A 15,030-nucleotide genomic window follows, 5' to 3' on the forward strand; every position below is an offset into this window, starting at 1 on the left:
CCGGCGATTCCTCAATGGGCGACTCGGGCAGGCGGGAGGCAAGCGGTGCGTTCGCCCGTCGGCCGGCGCCTGCCGGCACGTTACGCGATCTTCGGGCGTTACGTTCTCTTTAATCGCCTTCTTGACCCTTGGCAAGACATCTCCCTGACACCTAGGGTTCAGTGCAATGGCACACATTACTGGGAAGGTGACATGAGGAGATCGGCAGCGCTCGCGAGCGTCACCGTGACCGTCCTGATGGCCCTCACCGCATGCGGAGGCGGCGGCGGCGCGGCCCCCGCCACCGGTTCGTCCGGCGAGCCGGGCGCGACCCCGGCGACCGGCGGCACCGTGCACGTCCTGGCCAACGCGGACTTCTCCCACCTGGATCCGGCACGCGGCTGGGACGGCGGCGTGAACAACTTCTTCCGGCTCATCTACCGGGGGCTGACGACGTTCGGCGCCGGGCCCGGGGCCGAGAGCACGAAGATCGTCCCCGACCTCGCCACGGACCTGGGCAAGGCATCCGACAATGCCAAGACCTGGACGTTCACCCTCAAGGACAACCTGTTCTTCGAGGACGGCACGCCGATCACCAGCGAGGCCGTCAAGTTCGGCGTCTCACGCATGTTCGACCCCGAGGCCGGAATCGGCAACCCGTACGCGCGGATGTTGCTGGAGGCGCCGAAGGACTACAAGGGCCCCTACCTGTCCGGTGATCTCGACACGATCGAGACACCCGACGCCAAGACGGTGGTCTTCCACCTCAAGAAGCCCTTCGCCGACTTCCCGAGTGCGCTGGCGCTGTCCGGCTTCACCCCGTTCCCCAAGGGAACGGGCGCGGCGGCTGCCTTCGACAGCAAGCCGATCGCGAGCGGGCCGTACAAGGTGGAGAGCTACCAGCGCAACGCCTCGCTCAAGCTGGTACGCAACCCGCAGTGGAAGCGCGAGACCGACACCGTGCGCGCGGCCAAGCCCGACGCCTTCCAGTGGACGTTCGGCCTGGACCCGGCGACCATCGACGAGCGCCTGCTGGCCGGGCAGGGCGCCGACGCCGACGCCATCGGCCCGTCCATCCAGGCGCAGACGGTGGCGCGGGCGCAGGCGCCGCAGATCAAGGCGCGCACGCTGTCCGGGCTCAACGGCTGCACGACCTACATGGGCCTGAACACCACGAAGAAACCCCTGGGCGACGTACGGGTGCGCCAGGCGATCAACCACGCGGTCGACAAGGACACCGTGGTCGCCGCGATGGGCGGCGCGACCCTGGCGGCCAAGGGCACCTCGATCCAGCCGCCCACGGTCGCCGGCCGGGCCGACTACGAGCCCTACCCCTACGACGTCGAGAAGGCGAAGCAACTGCTCGCCGAGGCGGGCCTGGCCGACGGGTTCACCATGACGCTGGACAGCCGGCCGGTGCCGAAGATGACGGCGGTCGCCGTGGCGATCCAGGAGGCGCTCAAGCAGGTGAAGATCAACGTCAAGATCAACAACATCGACACGTCGACGTTCTACGAGGTCATCGGCACGCCGGCACAGCAGCACGACGCGGCCGTGACCGGCTGGTGCCCGGACTGGGCGTCGGGCGCGACGTTCCTGCCGCCGCTGTTCGACGGCCGGAACATCACCGCCAAGGGCAACGCGAACCTCGCGCAGATCAACGACAAGGGGATCAACGAGCGGATCGACGAGATCGCCGGGATGGACGACGTCCAGGAGGCCAACGCCGCCTACGGCGAGCTCGACAAGCAGATCATGAAGCTGGCGCCGGTGGTGCCGCTGGCCTATGAGAAGGCCGTGCTCGTCGTCGGCGCGAACATCGCGGGCGCCTATCAGTCCAGCGCGTACTCCGGCGGCATCGACCTGGTCTCCGTCGGGCTGGCGAAGCCGACGAAGTAGATGGCACTCGCGATTCACCCGGGCGCGCCGGCCACGTCGGGCCGGCGCGTCGCGGGCGTGCTGCTGCGCGACCGGGGCGCGGTGCTCAGCGCCGCGTTCCTCGCGCTCATCGTCCTGATGGCGCTCGGCGCGCCGCTGATCAGCGCGATCAGCGGGCACGGCCCGAACGAGTTCGACACCGCGGCGGTCAACACCGACCTCGGCGGGGTGCCGCACGGCGCGTTCGGCGGGATCAGCGCCGAGCACCCGCTCGGGGTCGAGCCGCAGAACGGCCGCGACATCCTGGCCCGCATCGCCTACGGGGCGCGGGTGTCGCTGCTGATCGCGGCCGCGGCGACGGCCCTGACGACCCTGCTCGGGGTGGTGCTGGGCATGCTGGCCGGGTTCGTCCAGGGTTGGGTGGACCAGGTGATCTGCCGGATCATGGACTTCCTGATGGCGTTCCCCGCGCTCATCTTCATGATCGCCATCCTGTCGTCGCTGCCGCAGGGCAACCGGGAGGTGCTGCTGGTCCTGGTGATCAGCGGGTTCGGCTGGCCCTATCTGGCGCGGGTGGTGCGCGGGCAGACGCTGACGCTGGTGAACAGGGAGTTCGTGGAGGCCGCACGGGCGTCCGGCGCCTCCACGGGGGCGCTGGTGTTCAAGGAGATCCTGCCGAACCTGCGCAGCTCCCTGATCGTGATGACCACGCTCGCCGTGCCCGGCTACGTCGGCACCGAGGCGGGCCTGTCGTTCCTGGGGGTCGGGGTGGCGCCGCCGACGCCGTCGTGGGGACAGATGATCGCGAGCTCGGTCGGCTGGTACGCGGTGGACCCGATGTACTTCGCCATCCCCGGCACGTTCCTGTTCCTGACCGTGCTGTCGCTGACGGTGCTGGGCGACCGGCTGCGGGCCGCCTTCGACGCCGGGGAGGCCTCGTGATGGCGCGTTACCTGGCCGGGCGGGCCGCCGGCGTGGTGGTGATCCTGTTGCTGGTGTGCCTGTTCACGTTCGTCATCTTCTTCACGCTGTCGCCGGACCCGGCGGTGATGATCTGCGGCAAGACGTGCACGCCGGAGCGGATCCACCAGATCCGCGACGCGCTGGGGCTGAACGAGCCGTTCCTGACGCAGTTCTTCTCGTTCCTGATCGGCATCTTCGCAGGGAGGGACTACGGCGAGGGCGCGAACCTGGTGCACTGCGCGGCCCCGTGCCTCGGCTACAGCTTCCAGACCAACCAGTCCGTGTGGGACATGGTGGTGGAGCGGCTGCCGGTCAGCGCGACCGTCGCGATCGGCGCGGCGGTGCTGTGGCTGCTCGTCGGCATCGCGGCCGGGCTGGTCAGCGCGGTGAAGGAGGGCACCTGGTGGGACCGGGCGGCGATGGGCCTGGCGCTGGGCGGCTCCAGCGTGCCGAACTACGTGCTGGCGCTGGCCCTGCAGTACGTGCTGGTGGTGCAGCTGCAGGTGCTGCCGTTCCCGCAGGCCGTGGCGTTCGGGGACGACCCGGTGGTGTGGTTCCAGTCGTACCTCATGCCGTGGGTGGTGCTGGCGGCCGGCTACGCCTGCCTGTACGCGCGGCTCACCCGCGCCAACGTGATCGACACCCTCGCCGAGAACTTCATGCGCACGGCCCGGGCCAAGGGGCTGAGCCCGGTGCTGACCATGCGCAGGCACGCGCTGCGCCCGGCGCTGACGCCGATCGCGACGATCTTCGGGATGGACTTCGCGGCGCTGCTGGGCGGCGCGCTGATCACCGAGACGGTGTTCGGGCTGAACGGGGTCGGCAAGATGGCGGCCGACTCCATCGCCAAGAACGACCAGCCGGTGATCATGGCGGTGACGTTGCTGGCGGCGTTCTTCGTGGTGGTCGGGAACGTGGTGGTGGACCTGGTGTACACGGCGCTGGACCCGAGAGTGAGGATCACGGCGAGATGAGCGACCTGCTTGTCGTGGAGGACCTCACCGTCACCTTCCCGACCGCGCGCGGGCCGGTTGACGTGGTCAGGAGCGTGTCCTTCACCCTCGGACGGGACGAGACGCTCGGCATCGTCGGCGAGTCGGGCTCCGGCAAGTCGATGACGAGCCTGGCGGTCATGGGGCTGCTGCCCAAGGGCGCCCGGGCGAGCGGCAGCGTGCGGCTCGACGGCGTGGAGCTGCTCGGGCGGCCGGATCGGGAGCTGCGGCGGCTGCGGGGCGACCGCATGTCGATGATCTTCCAGGATCCGCTGTCGTCGCTGAACCCGTACTACACGGTGGGCCTGCAGATCGAGGAGGTCTACCGCGCCCACCGGGGCGGGTCGGGGAAGGACGCGAGGAAGGTCGCGATCGCGGCGCTGCAGCAGGTCGGGCTGCCCGACCCGGAGCGGCGGGTGGACTACTACCCGCACCAGTTCTCCGGCGGTCAGCGGCAGCGCGTCATGATCGCGATGGCACTGGTGTGCTCGCCGGAGCTGCTGATCGCCGACGAGCCGACCACGGCGCTGGACGTGACCGTGCAGGCGCAGATCCTGGGCCTGCTGGCCGGCCTGCGGAAGGACAGCGGCATGGGCCTGGTGTTCATCACGCACGACCTGGCCGTGATCAGCTCGATCGCCACCCGCGTGCTGGTGATGCGGCAGGGTGAGCAGGTCGAGTACGCCACCGCCGAGCAGGTGTTCGCCGAACCCCGCCACGACTACACCCGGATGCTGCTGGACAGCATCCCGCGCATCGACGACCCGCTGGACGAAGGAGTGACCGCATGACGTTGCTGCGGGCGACCGGCCTGACCAAGCGGTTCGCGGCACGCGGCCCGCTGGGCGTGAAGGCCGAGTTCACGGCCGTCGACCGGGTGAGCTTCGACGTGGGGCCGGGCGAGACCCTGGCGGTCGTGGGCGAGTCCGGCAGCGGCAAGTCCACCACCGCCCGCATGATCGCCAAGCTCATGGACCCGACCGAAGGCAGCCTGGAATTCGACGGCGAGGACGTCACCCGCGCCAAGGGCGCCGCGCTGGCCCGCTTCCGCGCCGGCGTCCAGGTCGTCTTCCAGGACCCGTTCTCCTCGCTCAACCCGCGTCACACGGTGGAGCGGATCCTGACGGCGCCGCTGGTCTACCAGGGCATCGCGCCCAACGGGAGCCGGCGGGCGCACGCCAAGGAGCTGATGGAGCGGGTCGGGCTGAATCCGGACCACTCGCTGCGCTACCCGGCGCAGTTCTCCGGCGGTCAGGCGCAGCGCATCGGCATCGCCCGCGCGCTGGCGGTCAACCCCAAGCTGGTGATCTGCGACGAGGCCGTGTCGGCGCTGGACGTGTCGGTGCAGGCGCAGGTGATCGAGCTGCTGCGGCGGCTGCAGCGGGAGAGCGGCTTCAGCTTTGTGTTCATCGCCCACGACCTGGCCGTGGTGCGGCAGATCGCGCACCGGGTGGCGGTGATGAGCAAGGGGCGCATCGTCGAGCTCGGCGACACCGCGCAGGTGTTCGGCGACCCGCGCGACGAGTACACCAGGACGCTGCTGGCCGCCGTCCCCCGCATCAACCCCGAGTGGGACCGCCGCAGAAGGGAACGGGTGCAGGCATGATCACCGCGACGTACACGATCCCCGGCATGCGGGTGCGCGACCACGTTGTCGAGGTGCCACTCGACTGGTCGGACCCGTGCGAGGCGATCGAGGTGTTCGCCCGCGAGCTGGTCGCCCCGGCGAAAGACCGCGAGGACCTGCCGCTCCTGCTGTTCCTGCAGGGCGGTCCCGGCGGCAAGGGTCCTCGGCCGGTGGGCACGTCGGGATGGCTGGGGCGGGCGCTGGAGACGTACCGGGTGATCTTGCTGGACCAGCGCGGCACCGGCCGCAGTTCGCGCGTCGACGGGCGGGTGATGAGCGCGCTCGGCGCCCGCGAGGGCGCGGATCGTTTGGCCCGCTTCCGCGCGGACTCGATCGTGGCCGACGCCGAGCACCTGCGCAAGACGGTCTTCGGCGGCGGACGCTGGTCGACGCTGGGGCAGAGCTACGGCGGCTTCCTGACGCTGACGTACCTGTCGGCGGCGCCTGAGGGGCTCGCCGCCTGCTACGTGGCGGGCGGCCTGCCGGCGCTGGAGCCGGACGCCGCGGAGGTCTACCGCCGCACCTATCCCCGGGTGGCGGCCAAGAACGCCGCGTTCTACCGCCGCTACCCGCACCACGTGGAGACGGCGGCGCGCCTCGCCGACCGGCTGGCCGTCGGTGACGTGCTGCTGCCGGACGGCGACGTGCTGACCGTGCGGCGGCTGCAGTCGCTCGGGCTCGACTTCGGCATGAAGCCGGGCTACGAGCGCATGCACTGGCTGCTCGACGAGGCCGAAGGGCTCCCGGACACGTTCCTGCACCAGGTGCTGGCCCGCACGTCGTTCGCCGACAACCCGCTGTTCGCCGCGTTGCAGGAGAGCATCTACGGCTCCGGTCCCGGCGCGAGCGCGTGGGCGGCCGAACGGGAGCGGGCCCGGCACCCGGCCTTCGCCGAGGACGCCCGGCCGCTGTTGTTCACCGGGGAGATGATCTACCCGTGGATGTTCGAGGAGATCCGCGCGCTGCGCCCGTTCCGCGCCGCCGTGGAGCTGCTCGCCGAGCGGGCGGACTGGCCGCGGCTGTACGACCTGGACCGGCTGGCCGCCAACGAGGTGCCGGTGGCCGCGGCCGTCTACTTCGACGACATGTACGTCGACTCCGGCCTGCAGCTGGACACCGCCTCCCGGGTCGGCAACACCCAGGCCTGGGTGACCAACGAGTACGAGCACGACGGCATCGGCGAGGAACGCGTCTTCGCCAGGCTGACCGATCTGGTCCGCGACGCGGGAGGAGAAATCACCGGTGAGTGACGGCAGGCCGCCCAATCTGCCCAAATTGTCCGAGATCCCCGCGTTCACCGAGTACATCGCCCAGGGCTGGGACAACCCCGCTCGCACCCCGGACCTGGTTCCCGGCGCGCCCGAGGCGGCGGCCGCCCACCGGGCTCGCCTCGCCGCCGCGCTGCCCGGCGTGACCGTGGTCGTGGCGGCCGGCCGGGCGCCGGTCCGCAGCAACGACACCGCCTACGACTTCCGCGTGGACAGCGACTTCTTCTGGCTGACCGGCTGCGCCGCGGAGCAGGCGGTGGCCGTGATCGCCGGCGGCGAGGCCACGCTGTACCTGCCGCCGCCGGCCCGCCCCGGCGACAGCGGCTTCTTCGCCGACGCCGTCCACGGCGAGTTATGGGTGGGCCCGTCGCCGTCGCTCGCCGAGCGGTCGGCCGCGCTCGGCGTCGAGGTCCGTCCGCTGCCGGACTTCGCCGCGCCGCCCGGCGGCGCCCTGCTCGCCGGGGCCTTCCCGGACCCTTCGGAGGAGCTCGGGCGGACCCTGGCCGAACTCCGCATGATCAAGGACGAGTGGGAGGTCGCCCAGCTGCGGGCCGCCGTCGACCGCACGGTGGAGGGCTTCGCGGCGGTGCTCGCCGAGCTCCCGGCGGCGGTGGCGGGCGCGGGCGAGCGCTGGCTGCAGGGCACGTTCGACCGGTACGCCAGGACGCACGGCAACGGCCCCGGCTACGCGAGCATCGTCGGCAGCGGCCCGCACGCGCCGATCCTGCACTGGACCCGCTGCGACGGGCCCGTGCGCCCCGGCGACCTGCTGCTGCTCGACCTGGGCGTCGAGGCGCGCAGCCACTACACCGCCGACGTCACCCGCACCTTCCCGGTGTCGGGGTCGTTCTCCCCCTTCCAGCGGCAGGTCCACGACCTGGTGGAGCGGGCGCACCGGGCCGGGCTGGCGGCGGTCGCGCCGGGCCGCGCGTTCACCGGCTTCCACCACGCCGCCATGGAGGTCATCGCGCACGGCCTGCACGACTGGGGGCTGCTCCCGGTGTCGGTGGACGAGGCGCTGTCCGAGCACGGCCAGCACCACCGCCGCTACCTGATCTGCGGCATCGGCCACCACCTCGGCCTGGACGTGCACGACTGCGCCCGCTCCAGCCCGGAGGCCTACCACGGGGCCCGGATGGCGCCCGGCATGGCGCTGACCGTCGAGCCGGGGCTCTACTTCCACGCCCACGACCGCACGGTCCCGCCGGAGCTGCGCGGGATCGGCGTGCGGATCGAGGACGACCTGCTGGTCACGGCGGACGGCGCGGAGATCCTCTCGGCCGCCCTGCCCATCGACGCGGCAGGCCTGGAGAAGTGGGCTCAGGCCGTGCCGGTGTAGCAGTCAGGCCGCGCCAGCGGTAGCGGTCAGGCCGTGCCCATGTAGCGGTCAGGCCGTGCCCATGTAGCGGTCAGGCCGTGCCCATGTGGCGGTCATGCCGTGCCGGTGTAGCGGGCCTGACGGGCCGCCGCGGTCAGGGCCGCCGCCCTGGCCGCCTCCGTGGGCGTGAACGGCAGCTCGGGCCGCCTGATCAGCAGGGCGCGGTCGGGGTTCACGGAGATCACCATGGTCGTGTTGAGCTCGGCGCCCTCGTCCACGGTGTCGCCGGGCCGCCGCCACTCGACCTGCGAGACCCGCAGCAGCTCGGCCATGGCCTCCGGCAGCCGGTCCGGGTCGGCGCCGACCCGCTGGGCCAGCACCAGCGCCTGCACGCCGGGGTCGGTGAGGTCCTTGACGTGGGCGGGCACGATGACGACGTCGTGCCCGCCGGCCTCGGTCAGCGCCTTGGCCAGCACGTCGAGCGCCAGGCCGGGCGGCGCCTCGATGACGAATTCGTCGAGCGCGTCGCAGCCGGCGGGCGTGATGGCGCTGCTGCCGGTCGGCGCGATGTGCAGCGCCAGGATGTTGCATCCCAGGCGGCCGAACGCGCCGGCCACCGTCGCCAGGCGGCCTGGGCGTTCGACCACCCGCATGCGGATGCGCCACAACGCCATCGGCGACCCGGCGCCCTCGTCCACCGGCAGCGCCGCTTCGCTGCGCCGGGGGCGGCGGCCCATCCGCTTGTGGATCGCGGCTCCGACGATCACCGCCACGCCGAGCCCGACCAGCACGACCGGGCCCGGGTCCTGGTGGCCGAGCAACGTCGCGAGCAGGTGCGCCAAGCCCACCGCGAGGAACAGGGCGGCGAGCTCGACGATCTCTCGCCGCCACGAGGTGCCATGTCCGGACTTCTTGGGTGCGTCGCTCATGGCACCCAGTGTCCGCAGGGGTTGTTACATGATCACGGCCGTGGCGGTTGCGGCGGCATTAAACCGCGTTCACCGCCCGGCCTCCGCTTTACCTCCGTGTGTGGACGACGATCTCGCCGCCGCCGACGTCGCCGCCCTGGTTGTCGTAGACGACCTCGCCGCTCTCCTCGCGCCAGATCCTGATGTGGAAGCGGTCGGGCGTCCCGTCCACGGCGGTGACCGCGAAGGCGTACCCGGACCTGCCGTTGAGCTTCCCGGCGCCCCGGTAGCGGACCTCGCCGCCGGTCACCACGAGCCAGTCGTACCGGGTGGCCGCGAAGAGCAGCTTCCCTGCCGGGAAGGTGAACACGGTCTCCCCGCTCGGGCTCGTGGACCCCGGCTTGTACGCCGACACGAAGGCGAACACGGCCTTGCCCGCCGCCGACGGCCGGCCCGGCTGCGCGCCCGCCGCCGAGTCGATCCAGCCGCCACCGGTGACGAACCCGGCCTCCGGGTCGTAGACCACGACCGGCCCGGCCGTCACCACGACCTTGCCGCCGTCGTCGTCGGCGACCGTGATCACCGGCTGGTAGATCCCGGCCTCGGCGTAGGCGTGCCCGTCGGCGCACGGTCCCGTGGCGCCGTCCTTCCAGTCCACCTCGCACGTGTGGGTGTCGGCGGCGCCCGCGTCGGTGTAGGTGACGGTCACCTCGACGGGCTTGCGCGCCGCGACGGGGTCCTGCGGGACCGCCGCGCCGGTGATGACCGGGCCGGCGTTGGCCACGGTGACGGTCGCGGTGTCGCGGCTGCGCCCGGCGGCCAGCGTGACCCGGTACGTGCCGTCGTCCGTGCACGTCACCGTGGTCTCCGGCGCGCCGGGGTCGGCGAAGGCGCACGTGCCCTCCGCCCCGTCGGCGGCCTCGTACCGCCAGGACGGGGCGCCCGCCCCCGAGAACGTGCCGGTCAGCCGGATCGGGGCGCCCTCGGCGCCGGATGCGTCGGGGCCCGCGGTCACGATCGCGACGGGATCGACGCTCTCCAGCGTCGGCGTCACGGCCTTGATCGACCCGTCGTCGCCGAACTCCAGCCGGTCGATCGTGGTCTCCCGGTGCGTGCCGTCGCCGCCGGGGATGGCGAAGCGGTGGTAGGCGATGTACCAGTCGTCGGTGCCGGGCACCCGGACCACCGAGTGGTGGCCGGTGCCCTTGATGCCGAGCGAGAGGTCCTTGCGCAGGATGACGCCCCGCTTGGTCCAGGGGCCGAGGGGCGTCTCGCCGGTGGCGTAGGCCACCTGGTAGTCCTCGCTGCGGGTGTCGTTCTCCGACCACATGAAGTAGTACGTGCCGTCCCGCTTGATCACGAAGGAGCCCTCGTTGTATCCGGACGGCTTGTATGTCTTCACCTTCGCGGCGTCGAACGACACCATGTCGGCGTTCAGCGGCACCTGGTAGGAGTTGCCGTTCCCCCAGTACAGGTAGTGCTGCCCGTCGTCGTCCTGGAACACCGCCGGGTCGATCATCTGCCCGGAGTAGGTCCCGGCCGGGACGAGCGGCTTGCCGAGGGCGTCGCGGAACGGCCCGGCCGGCGAGTCCGCCACGGCCACCCCGAGGTGCTTGGCGGTGTTGCCGGTGGCCATGCCGCCGCTGAAGTAGAAGTAGTACTTCCCGTCCTTCTCCGCGATGGCCGGCGCCCAGGCGCTGTTGTCCGCCCACGACACGTCGGGTCCCAGGTCGAGGATGACGCCGTGGTCCTGCCAGTGCACCAGGTCGGTGGAGGAGAACGCCCTGAACTGAGTGCCGCTCCAGCCGGCGAAGCCGTCGGTGGTCGGGTAGATGTAGAAGCGGTCGCCGAAGACGGCGATGTTCGGGTCGGCGTACAGGCCCGGCAGCACCGGGCTGCGCATCACCAGCGCGCTCACCTTCCACTCGCGGGTGGAGCCGTCGGACCCGGTCACCGTGTAGGTGACGGGCTCCGACAGGTCGCGCACGGTCCCGGAGGCGGGGCTCACCGTGGCTCCCGGCGCGAGGGTGAGCTCCGGCGCCAGCCTGGTGACGTCGGTGCCCTCCTTGACCGGCAGCTTGATCTCGCCCTTGGCGGAGTCGACCAGCGCGGCGACCTTCAGCTCGGGCACGCCGGCCTTGATGACGGCCGTGGGGTCGCCGCCGAGCGCGTACACCTCGGTGGCCGTCAGCGCCCTGCCGTAGAGGCGGAAGTCGTCCGCCTCGCCGGAGAAGTACGGGTCCTCGGCGTAGAGCGACCTGCCGATGTAGCCGCCGTAGGTCTTGGCGGCGTCGTACAGGTCGGACGGCTTGACGGTGACGTTCGCCACGCGGGCGATCTCGACGCCGTCGAGATACATGATCATCGTCTTCGCTGCCGAGTCGAGCGTCACCGCGACGTGCTTCCACTCGCCGCCTGGCAGCGCCGACGAGTGCCGCATCGACGACTCGGCCTGCCAGCTGCCGGTGGTGATCGCCGAGAACAGCACGCCGGCGCCGTTGCGGGGCCCGGTGAACAGGTACTTGTTGCGGTCCGGGCCGAGGCCGTAGATCCACTGGTTGGCCGTGGCGGAGGCGTTCCACTTGACGTGGAAGGCCACGGTCACGTCGGAGACGTCCTTGAGCACGCCGTTCGGGATGGTGACGTACGGCGCGGTCGTCGACGTGCCGGCGCCCCCCGCCATCTTGAACGACGCGCCGTGGACGCCGTCGCCCCAGGCCGGGGTGCGCTCGTAGGAGCCGTCGTGGCCGCGGCCGGAGGCGTCGCGGGCGACGGTGCCGCCCTTCTCGTCGAAGGTGTAGTGCAGCAGCAGGTCGGCCGGGATGGCGGTGGTGGCCTCGACGGGGATGGTGACGGTCTTGGAGCCGTCGGCGGTGCGCACCGTGATCTCGGTCTTGCCCGCCTTGACCGTGGTCACCAGGCCGGTGGCGCTGACCGTCGCGACGGACGGGTCGGCGCTGGCCCAGGTGAGCTGCCTGGCGGTGGCGTTCGCGGGCTCGACGACGGCCTTGACCTGGCGGCTCACGCCGACGCCGAGCCGCAGCTCGGCGGGCGAGACGGTGAGGCTCCGCACCGGCACGCCCTCGGCCGAGACGGTGACCGTCGCCTTGGCCCGCACCGACGCGCCGTCGGGCAGCGTGCCCTGCACGGTGAACCTGCCCGCCTGGGCGTAGGCGGAGGGCGGGACCTCGTCCCAGGTGACGGCGACGGAGCCGGTGCTGTCGTCGGCGAACGTGGCGTTCACCTTCTCCGGCAGGATCGGCGCGTCACCGACGCCGGTGACGACCTCGACCTCCTCGGTGCTCTCCACGAGCTGGCCGGGCGCGTAGGCGCGCAGCAGCCGGTCGTACTCGGCCTGCGTGACGCCGATGACCGTGCCGTGGCGGGGCCGGGCGGGCAGCGAGTAGTTCGCCGACGGCGTCCAGGTGCCGGAGGCCAGGTTCGTCGACTCGAACGGGATGTAGCCGCGCCCGCCGAACTCGTCGATGAACAGGTACCACTTCTCCTGGTCGTTGGACTTGAAGACGGTCGGGCCCTCGCCCTGGCTCATGGCGCCCTTGCCGATGCACTCGGAAAGGAAGTCCCACTTGGTGTCGAGCAGCGAGGTGGACGTCTCGGCCAGGATGAACTTGCTGCACGGGGTGGTCGAGGTGTTGTTCCGCTCGTCCTTGGTGTAGCGGTAGTACGTGCCGTCGTGCTCGATGACCGTCGAGTCGATCACCGAGTAGCCCGGGTCCACCCACACCTTGGGCTCGCTGAAGGTGCGGAAGTCGCGGGTCGTGGCGTACATCATCCGGTTGTAGGTGTCGCCCGTGTGGTTCGGGTCGTCCGCGGCGTAGAGCTTGGAGGCCCAGAAGACGACGTACGAGCCGAGGGTCTCGTCGTAGTACGCCTCCGGCGCCCAGGTGTTGCCGGCGGTGTCGGGCGAGACCTTCACCAGCCGGCCCTCGCCCCAGTTGACCAGGTCGGTCGACTCCCACACCATGATCGACTTGCTGCCGGCGCGCTGGGCGGCGTCCCAGTTGCCGTTGCCGAAGATCCGCAGGTCGGTGGCGATCTGATAGAACTTGTCGCCCTCGGGCGAGCGGATGATGAACGGGTCGCGCAGGCCCTTCTCCCCCAGCGTGGAGGTGAGCACGGGCTTGCCGCCGTTGAGCTCGCGCCAGCGCAGCGGGTCGTTGCCGCGGCTGAGGGCGAAGTAGACCTGCTCCCCGTCCGCCGTGCCCTCACCGGTGAAGTAGCTGAACAGGTAGCCCTTGAGGTCCTGCTGGGCCGGCAGTTCGCGCACCTCGGCGGTGAACTGGCGGGTGGCGGTTGCGGCGTTCTTGGTGACCGTGGCGGTGACCTTCACCGTGACCGCGCCGGCGCCGTGCGCCGGGCGGGTGACCTCGCCGGTGGGCGTGATGACCGACGGCTTGTCGGAGGCCCAGGAGACCGTGGTGCCGTTCTGGCCGGTGACGGGGAGGGTGAGGTTGCCGCGTACGTCGTCGATGTTGTGCACCGTCAGCGCGGCCGCGGCCTCTTCTGCGATCTTCACGTTGTCGTACTCTGCCAGAACCGTGATCTCGAACATCTTCGTGTCGGTGAGCGCGCCCCTGGTCAGGGTAGCCGTGAGCGTGGCCTTGGCAGGCGGCTGCCCGTTGGCGGGCCGGGTGACCTTGCCGGTGGCGGTGACCACCGAGGCGTCGCTGGTGGCCCAGGTGACCTTGGAGCCGCCGGGCGCCGTGGCCGGCAGCGTCAGGTCGGCCATGACGGCGCTGGTGTCGCCGAGGGTGAGGGCCTGCTCGTCGGCGGCGAGCGCGGCGGTGACGGTCGTCTGCGCCAGCGCCTTCACCTCGTCCGCGCTGATCGCCCGGTCGTAGATGCGGAAGTCACGCAGCTTGCCCTGGAAGAGCCGGTCCGCGGAGTACAGCGACCGGCCGAGGTAGTTGGCCGTGGTCGTGCCGCCGCCGATCGAGCCCGGCGCGATGGTGACGCCGGCGTTGCGGGCGATCTCCACGCCGTCCTCGTACAGGACGCCGGTGGTGCCCGTCTGGGTGTAGACGAGGTGCTTCCAGCCGCCGCGGGCCAGGTTGTACGAGGTCGACAGGCGGGTGTTCTGCTCGGTCGACCAGTTGCCGCTGGCGACGGCGACGCGCAGGTGGTTGCCGGTCGCGAACAGGTAGCCGTTGCCGCTGGTGCCGCTGGTGTTGCCGAAGCCGTAGATGAAGTACGGCGTGCGCTGTCCGGGGTCGACGAGGACGTCCGTGGACACGGTGATCGAGTCCATGCCCTTCATGACGTCGTTCGGCAGCTTCACGTCGGTGTCGCTGCCGTTGAACGTCAGCCCGTCGCCCCAGCCCGGGGTGCCCCGGACCGTGCCGTGGCGGGCGTTGCCGGACGAGTCCGCCGCTACCGTGCCCGCCTGCTCGTCGAGCTTGTACCACAGCACCGGGCCGTCGGCGGCCGCTGCCTGGGCGGGCGGCGCCACGAGCGAAACCGTGGCGGCTAACGCCGCCAGGCACGCCGAACCGCGTCGTCGCATCGGCGACTCCTCAATTGTTAGCGCTAACATCACACTGCGCGTTAAACGTGTTGCGAGAGTGTTAACCGCGGGTGTGCCCACCGTCAAGAGGGACGGTGAACGATCTTCTAAGTGAAGCGCTCCAGGGTGCTCAACGGTCCGCATTCAAGAAGCAAGTGACCTGCGCGATCCGACTGCGCATAGGACGGCAACACACGTTCCGCTCAAACGTTCCACCTGCATCGCTGAATTCCGGTAGTCTATCGGTCACTTAACGTGAAGGTACGGTAGGCGGGCACGTCACATGGGCCCGCCGTGCAGAAGGACATCGTCACTCGCTCCCCAGCCTGAAGGCCGGGGCCTGCCTTACCCCGCTGAGAGGGCCGGCCGGAGTGACCAGACCCAGCCACCACGCACAAGGAGGTGACCTTGGTGGCTACGTTGGACACACGTCAGCAGATCCACTTCGCCGTGCTTCCTCAGCGGCGGACTCTGGAATCCGTGTCAGCAGACAACCCCGGAGCAGGGACGAAACGGGGCGTGGACGCCTTCGGGCAGCGGAGTGTCCGACATGGTCGAGGGGAGACCCGCCGC

At 71.0% G+C, this 15,030-nt stretch carries 9 protein-coding genes; 7 read left to right on the forward strand and 2 right to left on the reverse strand.

Features of this window, described 5'->3' with window-relative positions; genetic code table 11:
- Window positions 1-192 precede the first annotated feature (192 nt).
- From ID574_RS37745 to ID574_RS37775, 7 genes are read left to right on the forward strand one after another with little or no spacing between them, the layout of a single operon-like run.
- The gene (locus tag ID574_RS37745) at window positions 193-1,878 is read left to right on the forward strand and encodes an ABC transporter substrate-binding protein (protein WP_188193782.1); all 1,686 of its coding nucleotides are present in this window, start codon (window positions 193-195) and stop codon (window positions 1,876-1,878) included.
- The gene (locus tag ID574_RS37750; protein WP_188193783.1) at window positions 1,879-2,799 is read left to right on the forward strand and encodes an ABC transporter permease; all 921 of its coding nucleotides are present in this window, start codon (window positions 1,879-1,881) and stop codon (window positions 2,797-2,799) included.
- Window positions 2,799-3,794: an ABC transporter permease gene (locus ID574_RS37755; RefSeq protein WP_188193825.1), complete on the forward strand. Its 996-nt coding sequence runs from the start codon at window positions 2,799-2,801 to the stop codon at window positions 3,792-3,794. The genes ID574_RS37750 and ID574_RS37755 overlap by 1 nt, the downstream gene beginning before the upstream one ends.
- On the forward strand, window positions 3,791-4,603 hold the full coding sequence (locus ID574_RS37760) for an ABC transporter ATP-binding protein (protein ID WP_188193784.1): 813 nt from the start codon (window positions 3,791-3,793) through the stop codon (window positions 4,601-4,603). Before ID574_RS37755 ends, ID574_RS37760 begins: the two co-directional genes overlap by 4 nt.
- A complete protein-coding gene (locus ID574_RS37765; RefSeq protein WP_188193785.1) occupies window positions 4,600-5,418 on the forward strand; it encodes an ATP-binding cassette domain-containing protein in 819 nt (272 codons plus the stop codon). Before ID574_RS37760 ends, ID574_RS37765 begins: the two co-directional genes overlap by 4 nt.
- The gene (locus ID574_RS37770) at window positions 5,415-6,689 is read left to right on the forward strand and encodes an alpha/beta fold hydrolase (protein WP_188193786.1); all 1,275 of its coding nucleotides are present in this window, start codon (window positions 5,415-5,417) and stop codon (window positions 6,687-6,689) included. Before ID574_RS37765 ends, ID574_RS37770 begins: the two co-directional genes overlap by 4 nt.
- Entirely contained in the window at window positions 6,682-8,046 is a 1,365-nt protein-coding gene (locus tag ID574_RS37775; protein ID WP_188193787.1) for an aminopeptidase P family protein, read from the forward strand. The genes ID574_RS37770 and ID574_RS37775 overlap by 8 nt, the downstream gene beginning before the upstream one ends.
- 92 nt (window positions 8,047-8,138) lie before the next feature.
- Here ID574_RS37775 and ID574_RS37780 read toward each other — a convergent pair whose 3' ends face one another.
- Both ID574_RS37780 and ID574_RS37785 read right to left on the reverse strand, forming a co-directional pair.
- The gene (locus ID574_RS37780; RefSeq protein WP_188193788.1) at window positions 8,139-8,954 is read right to left on the reverse strand and encodes an ACT domain-containing protein; all 816 of its coding nucleotides are present in this window, start codon (window positions 8,952-8,954) and stop codon (window positions 8,139-8,141) included.
- Between the two features lie 88 nt (window positions 8,955-9,042).
- On the reverse strand, window positions 9,043-14,457 hold the full coding sequence (locus ID574_RS37785; RefSeq protein ID WP_223167487.1) for a family 43 glycosylhydrolase: 5,415 nt from the start codon (window positions 14,455-14,457) through the stop codon (window positions 9,043-9,045).
- Between the last annotated feature and the right edge of the window lie 573 nt (window positions 14,458-15,030).

Origin of the sequence: Nonomuraea sp. SYSU D8015, from assembly GCF_008065375.1 — a bacterium.
Classification (GTDB): domain Bacteria; phylum Actinomycetota; class Actinomycetes; order Streptosporangiales; family Streptosporangiaceae; genus Nonomuraea.

What these genes read in the sequence shown, in the direction of transcription:
- ID574_RS37765 (WP_188193785.1), top strand. Translation starts at nt 4,600, where the DNA reads ATGACGTTGCTGCGGGCGACCGGCCTGACCAAGCGGTTCGCGGCACGC.
- ID574_RS37780 (WP_188193788.1), bottom strand. Translation starts at nt 8,954, where the DNA reads ATGAGCGACGCACCCAAGAAGTCCGGACATGGCACCTCGTGGCGGCGA.
- ID574_RS37745 (WP_188193782.1), top strand. Translation starts at nt 193, where the DNA reads ATGAGGAGATCGGCAGCGCTCGCGAGCGTCACCGTGACCGTCCTGATG.
- ID574_RS37785 (WP_223167487.1), bottom strand. Translation starts at nt 14,457, where the DNA reads ATGCGACGACGCGGTTCGGCGTGCCTGGCGGCGTTAGCCGCCACGGTT.
- ID574_RS37770 (WP_188193786.1), top strand. Translation starts at nt 5,415, where the DNA reads ATGATCACCGCGACGTACACGATCCCCGGCATGCGGGTGCGCGACCAC.
- ID574_RS37760 (WP_188193784.1), top strand. Translation starts at nt 3,791, where the DNA reads ATGAGCGACCTGCTTGTCGTGGAGGACCTCACCGTCACCTTCCCGACC.
- ID574_RS37750 (WP_188193783.1), top strand. Translation starts at nt 1,879, where the DNA reads ATGGCACTCGCGATTCACCCGGGCGCGCCGGCCACGTCGGGCCGGCGC.
- ID574_RS37755 (WP_188193825.1), top strand. Translation starts at nt 2,799, where the DNA reads ATGGCGCGTTACCTGGCCGGGCGGGCCGCCGGCGTGGTGGTGATCCTG.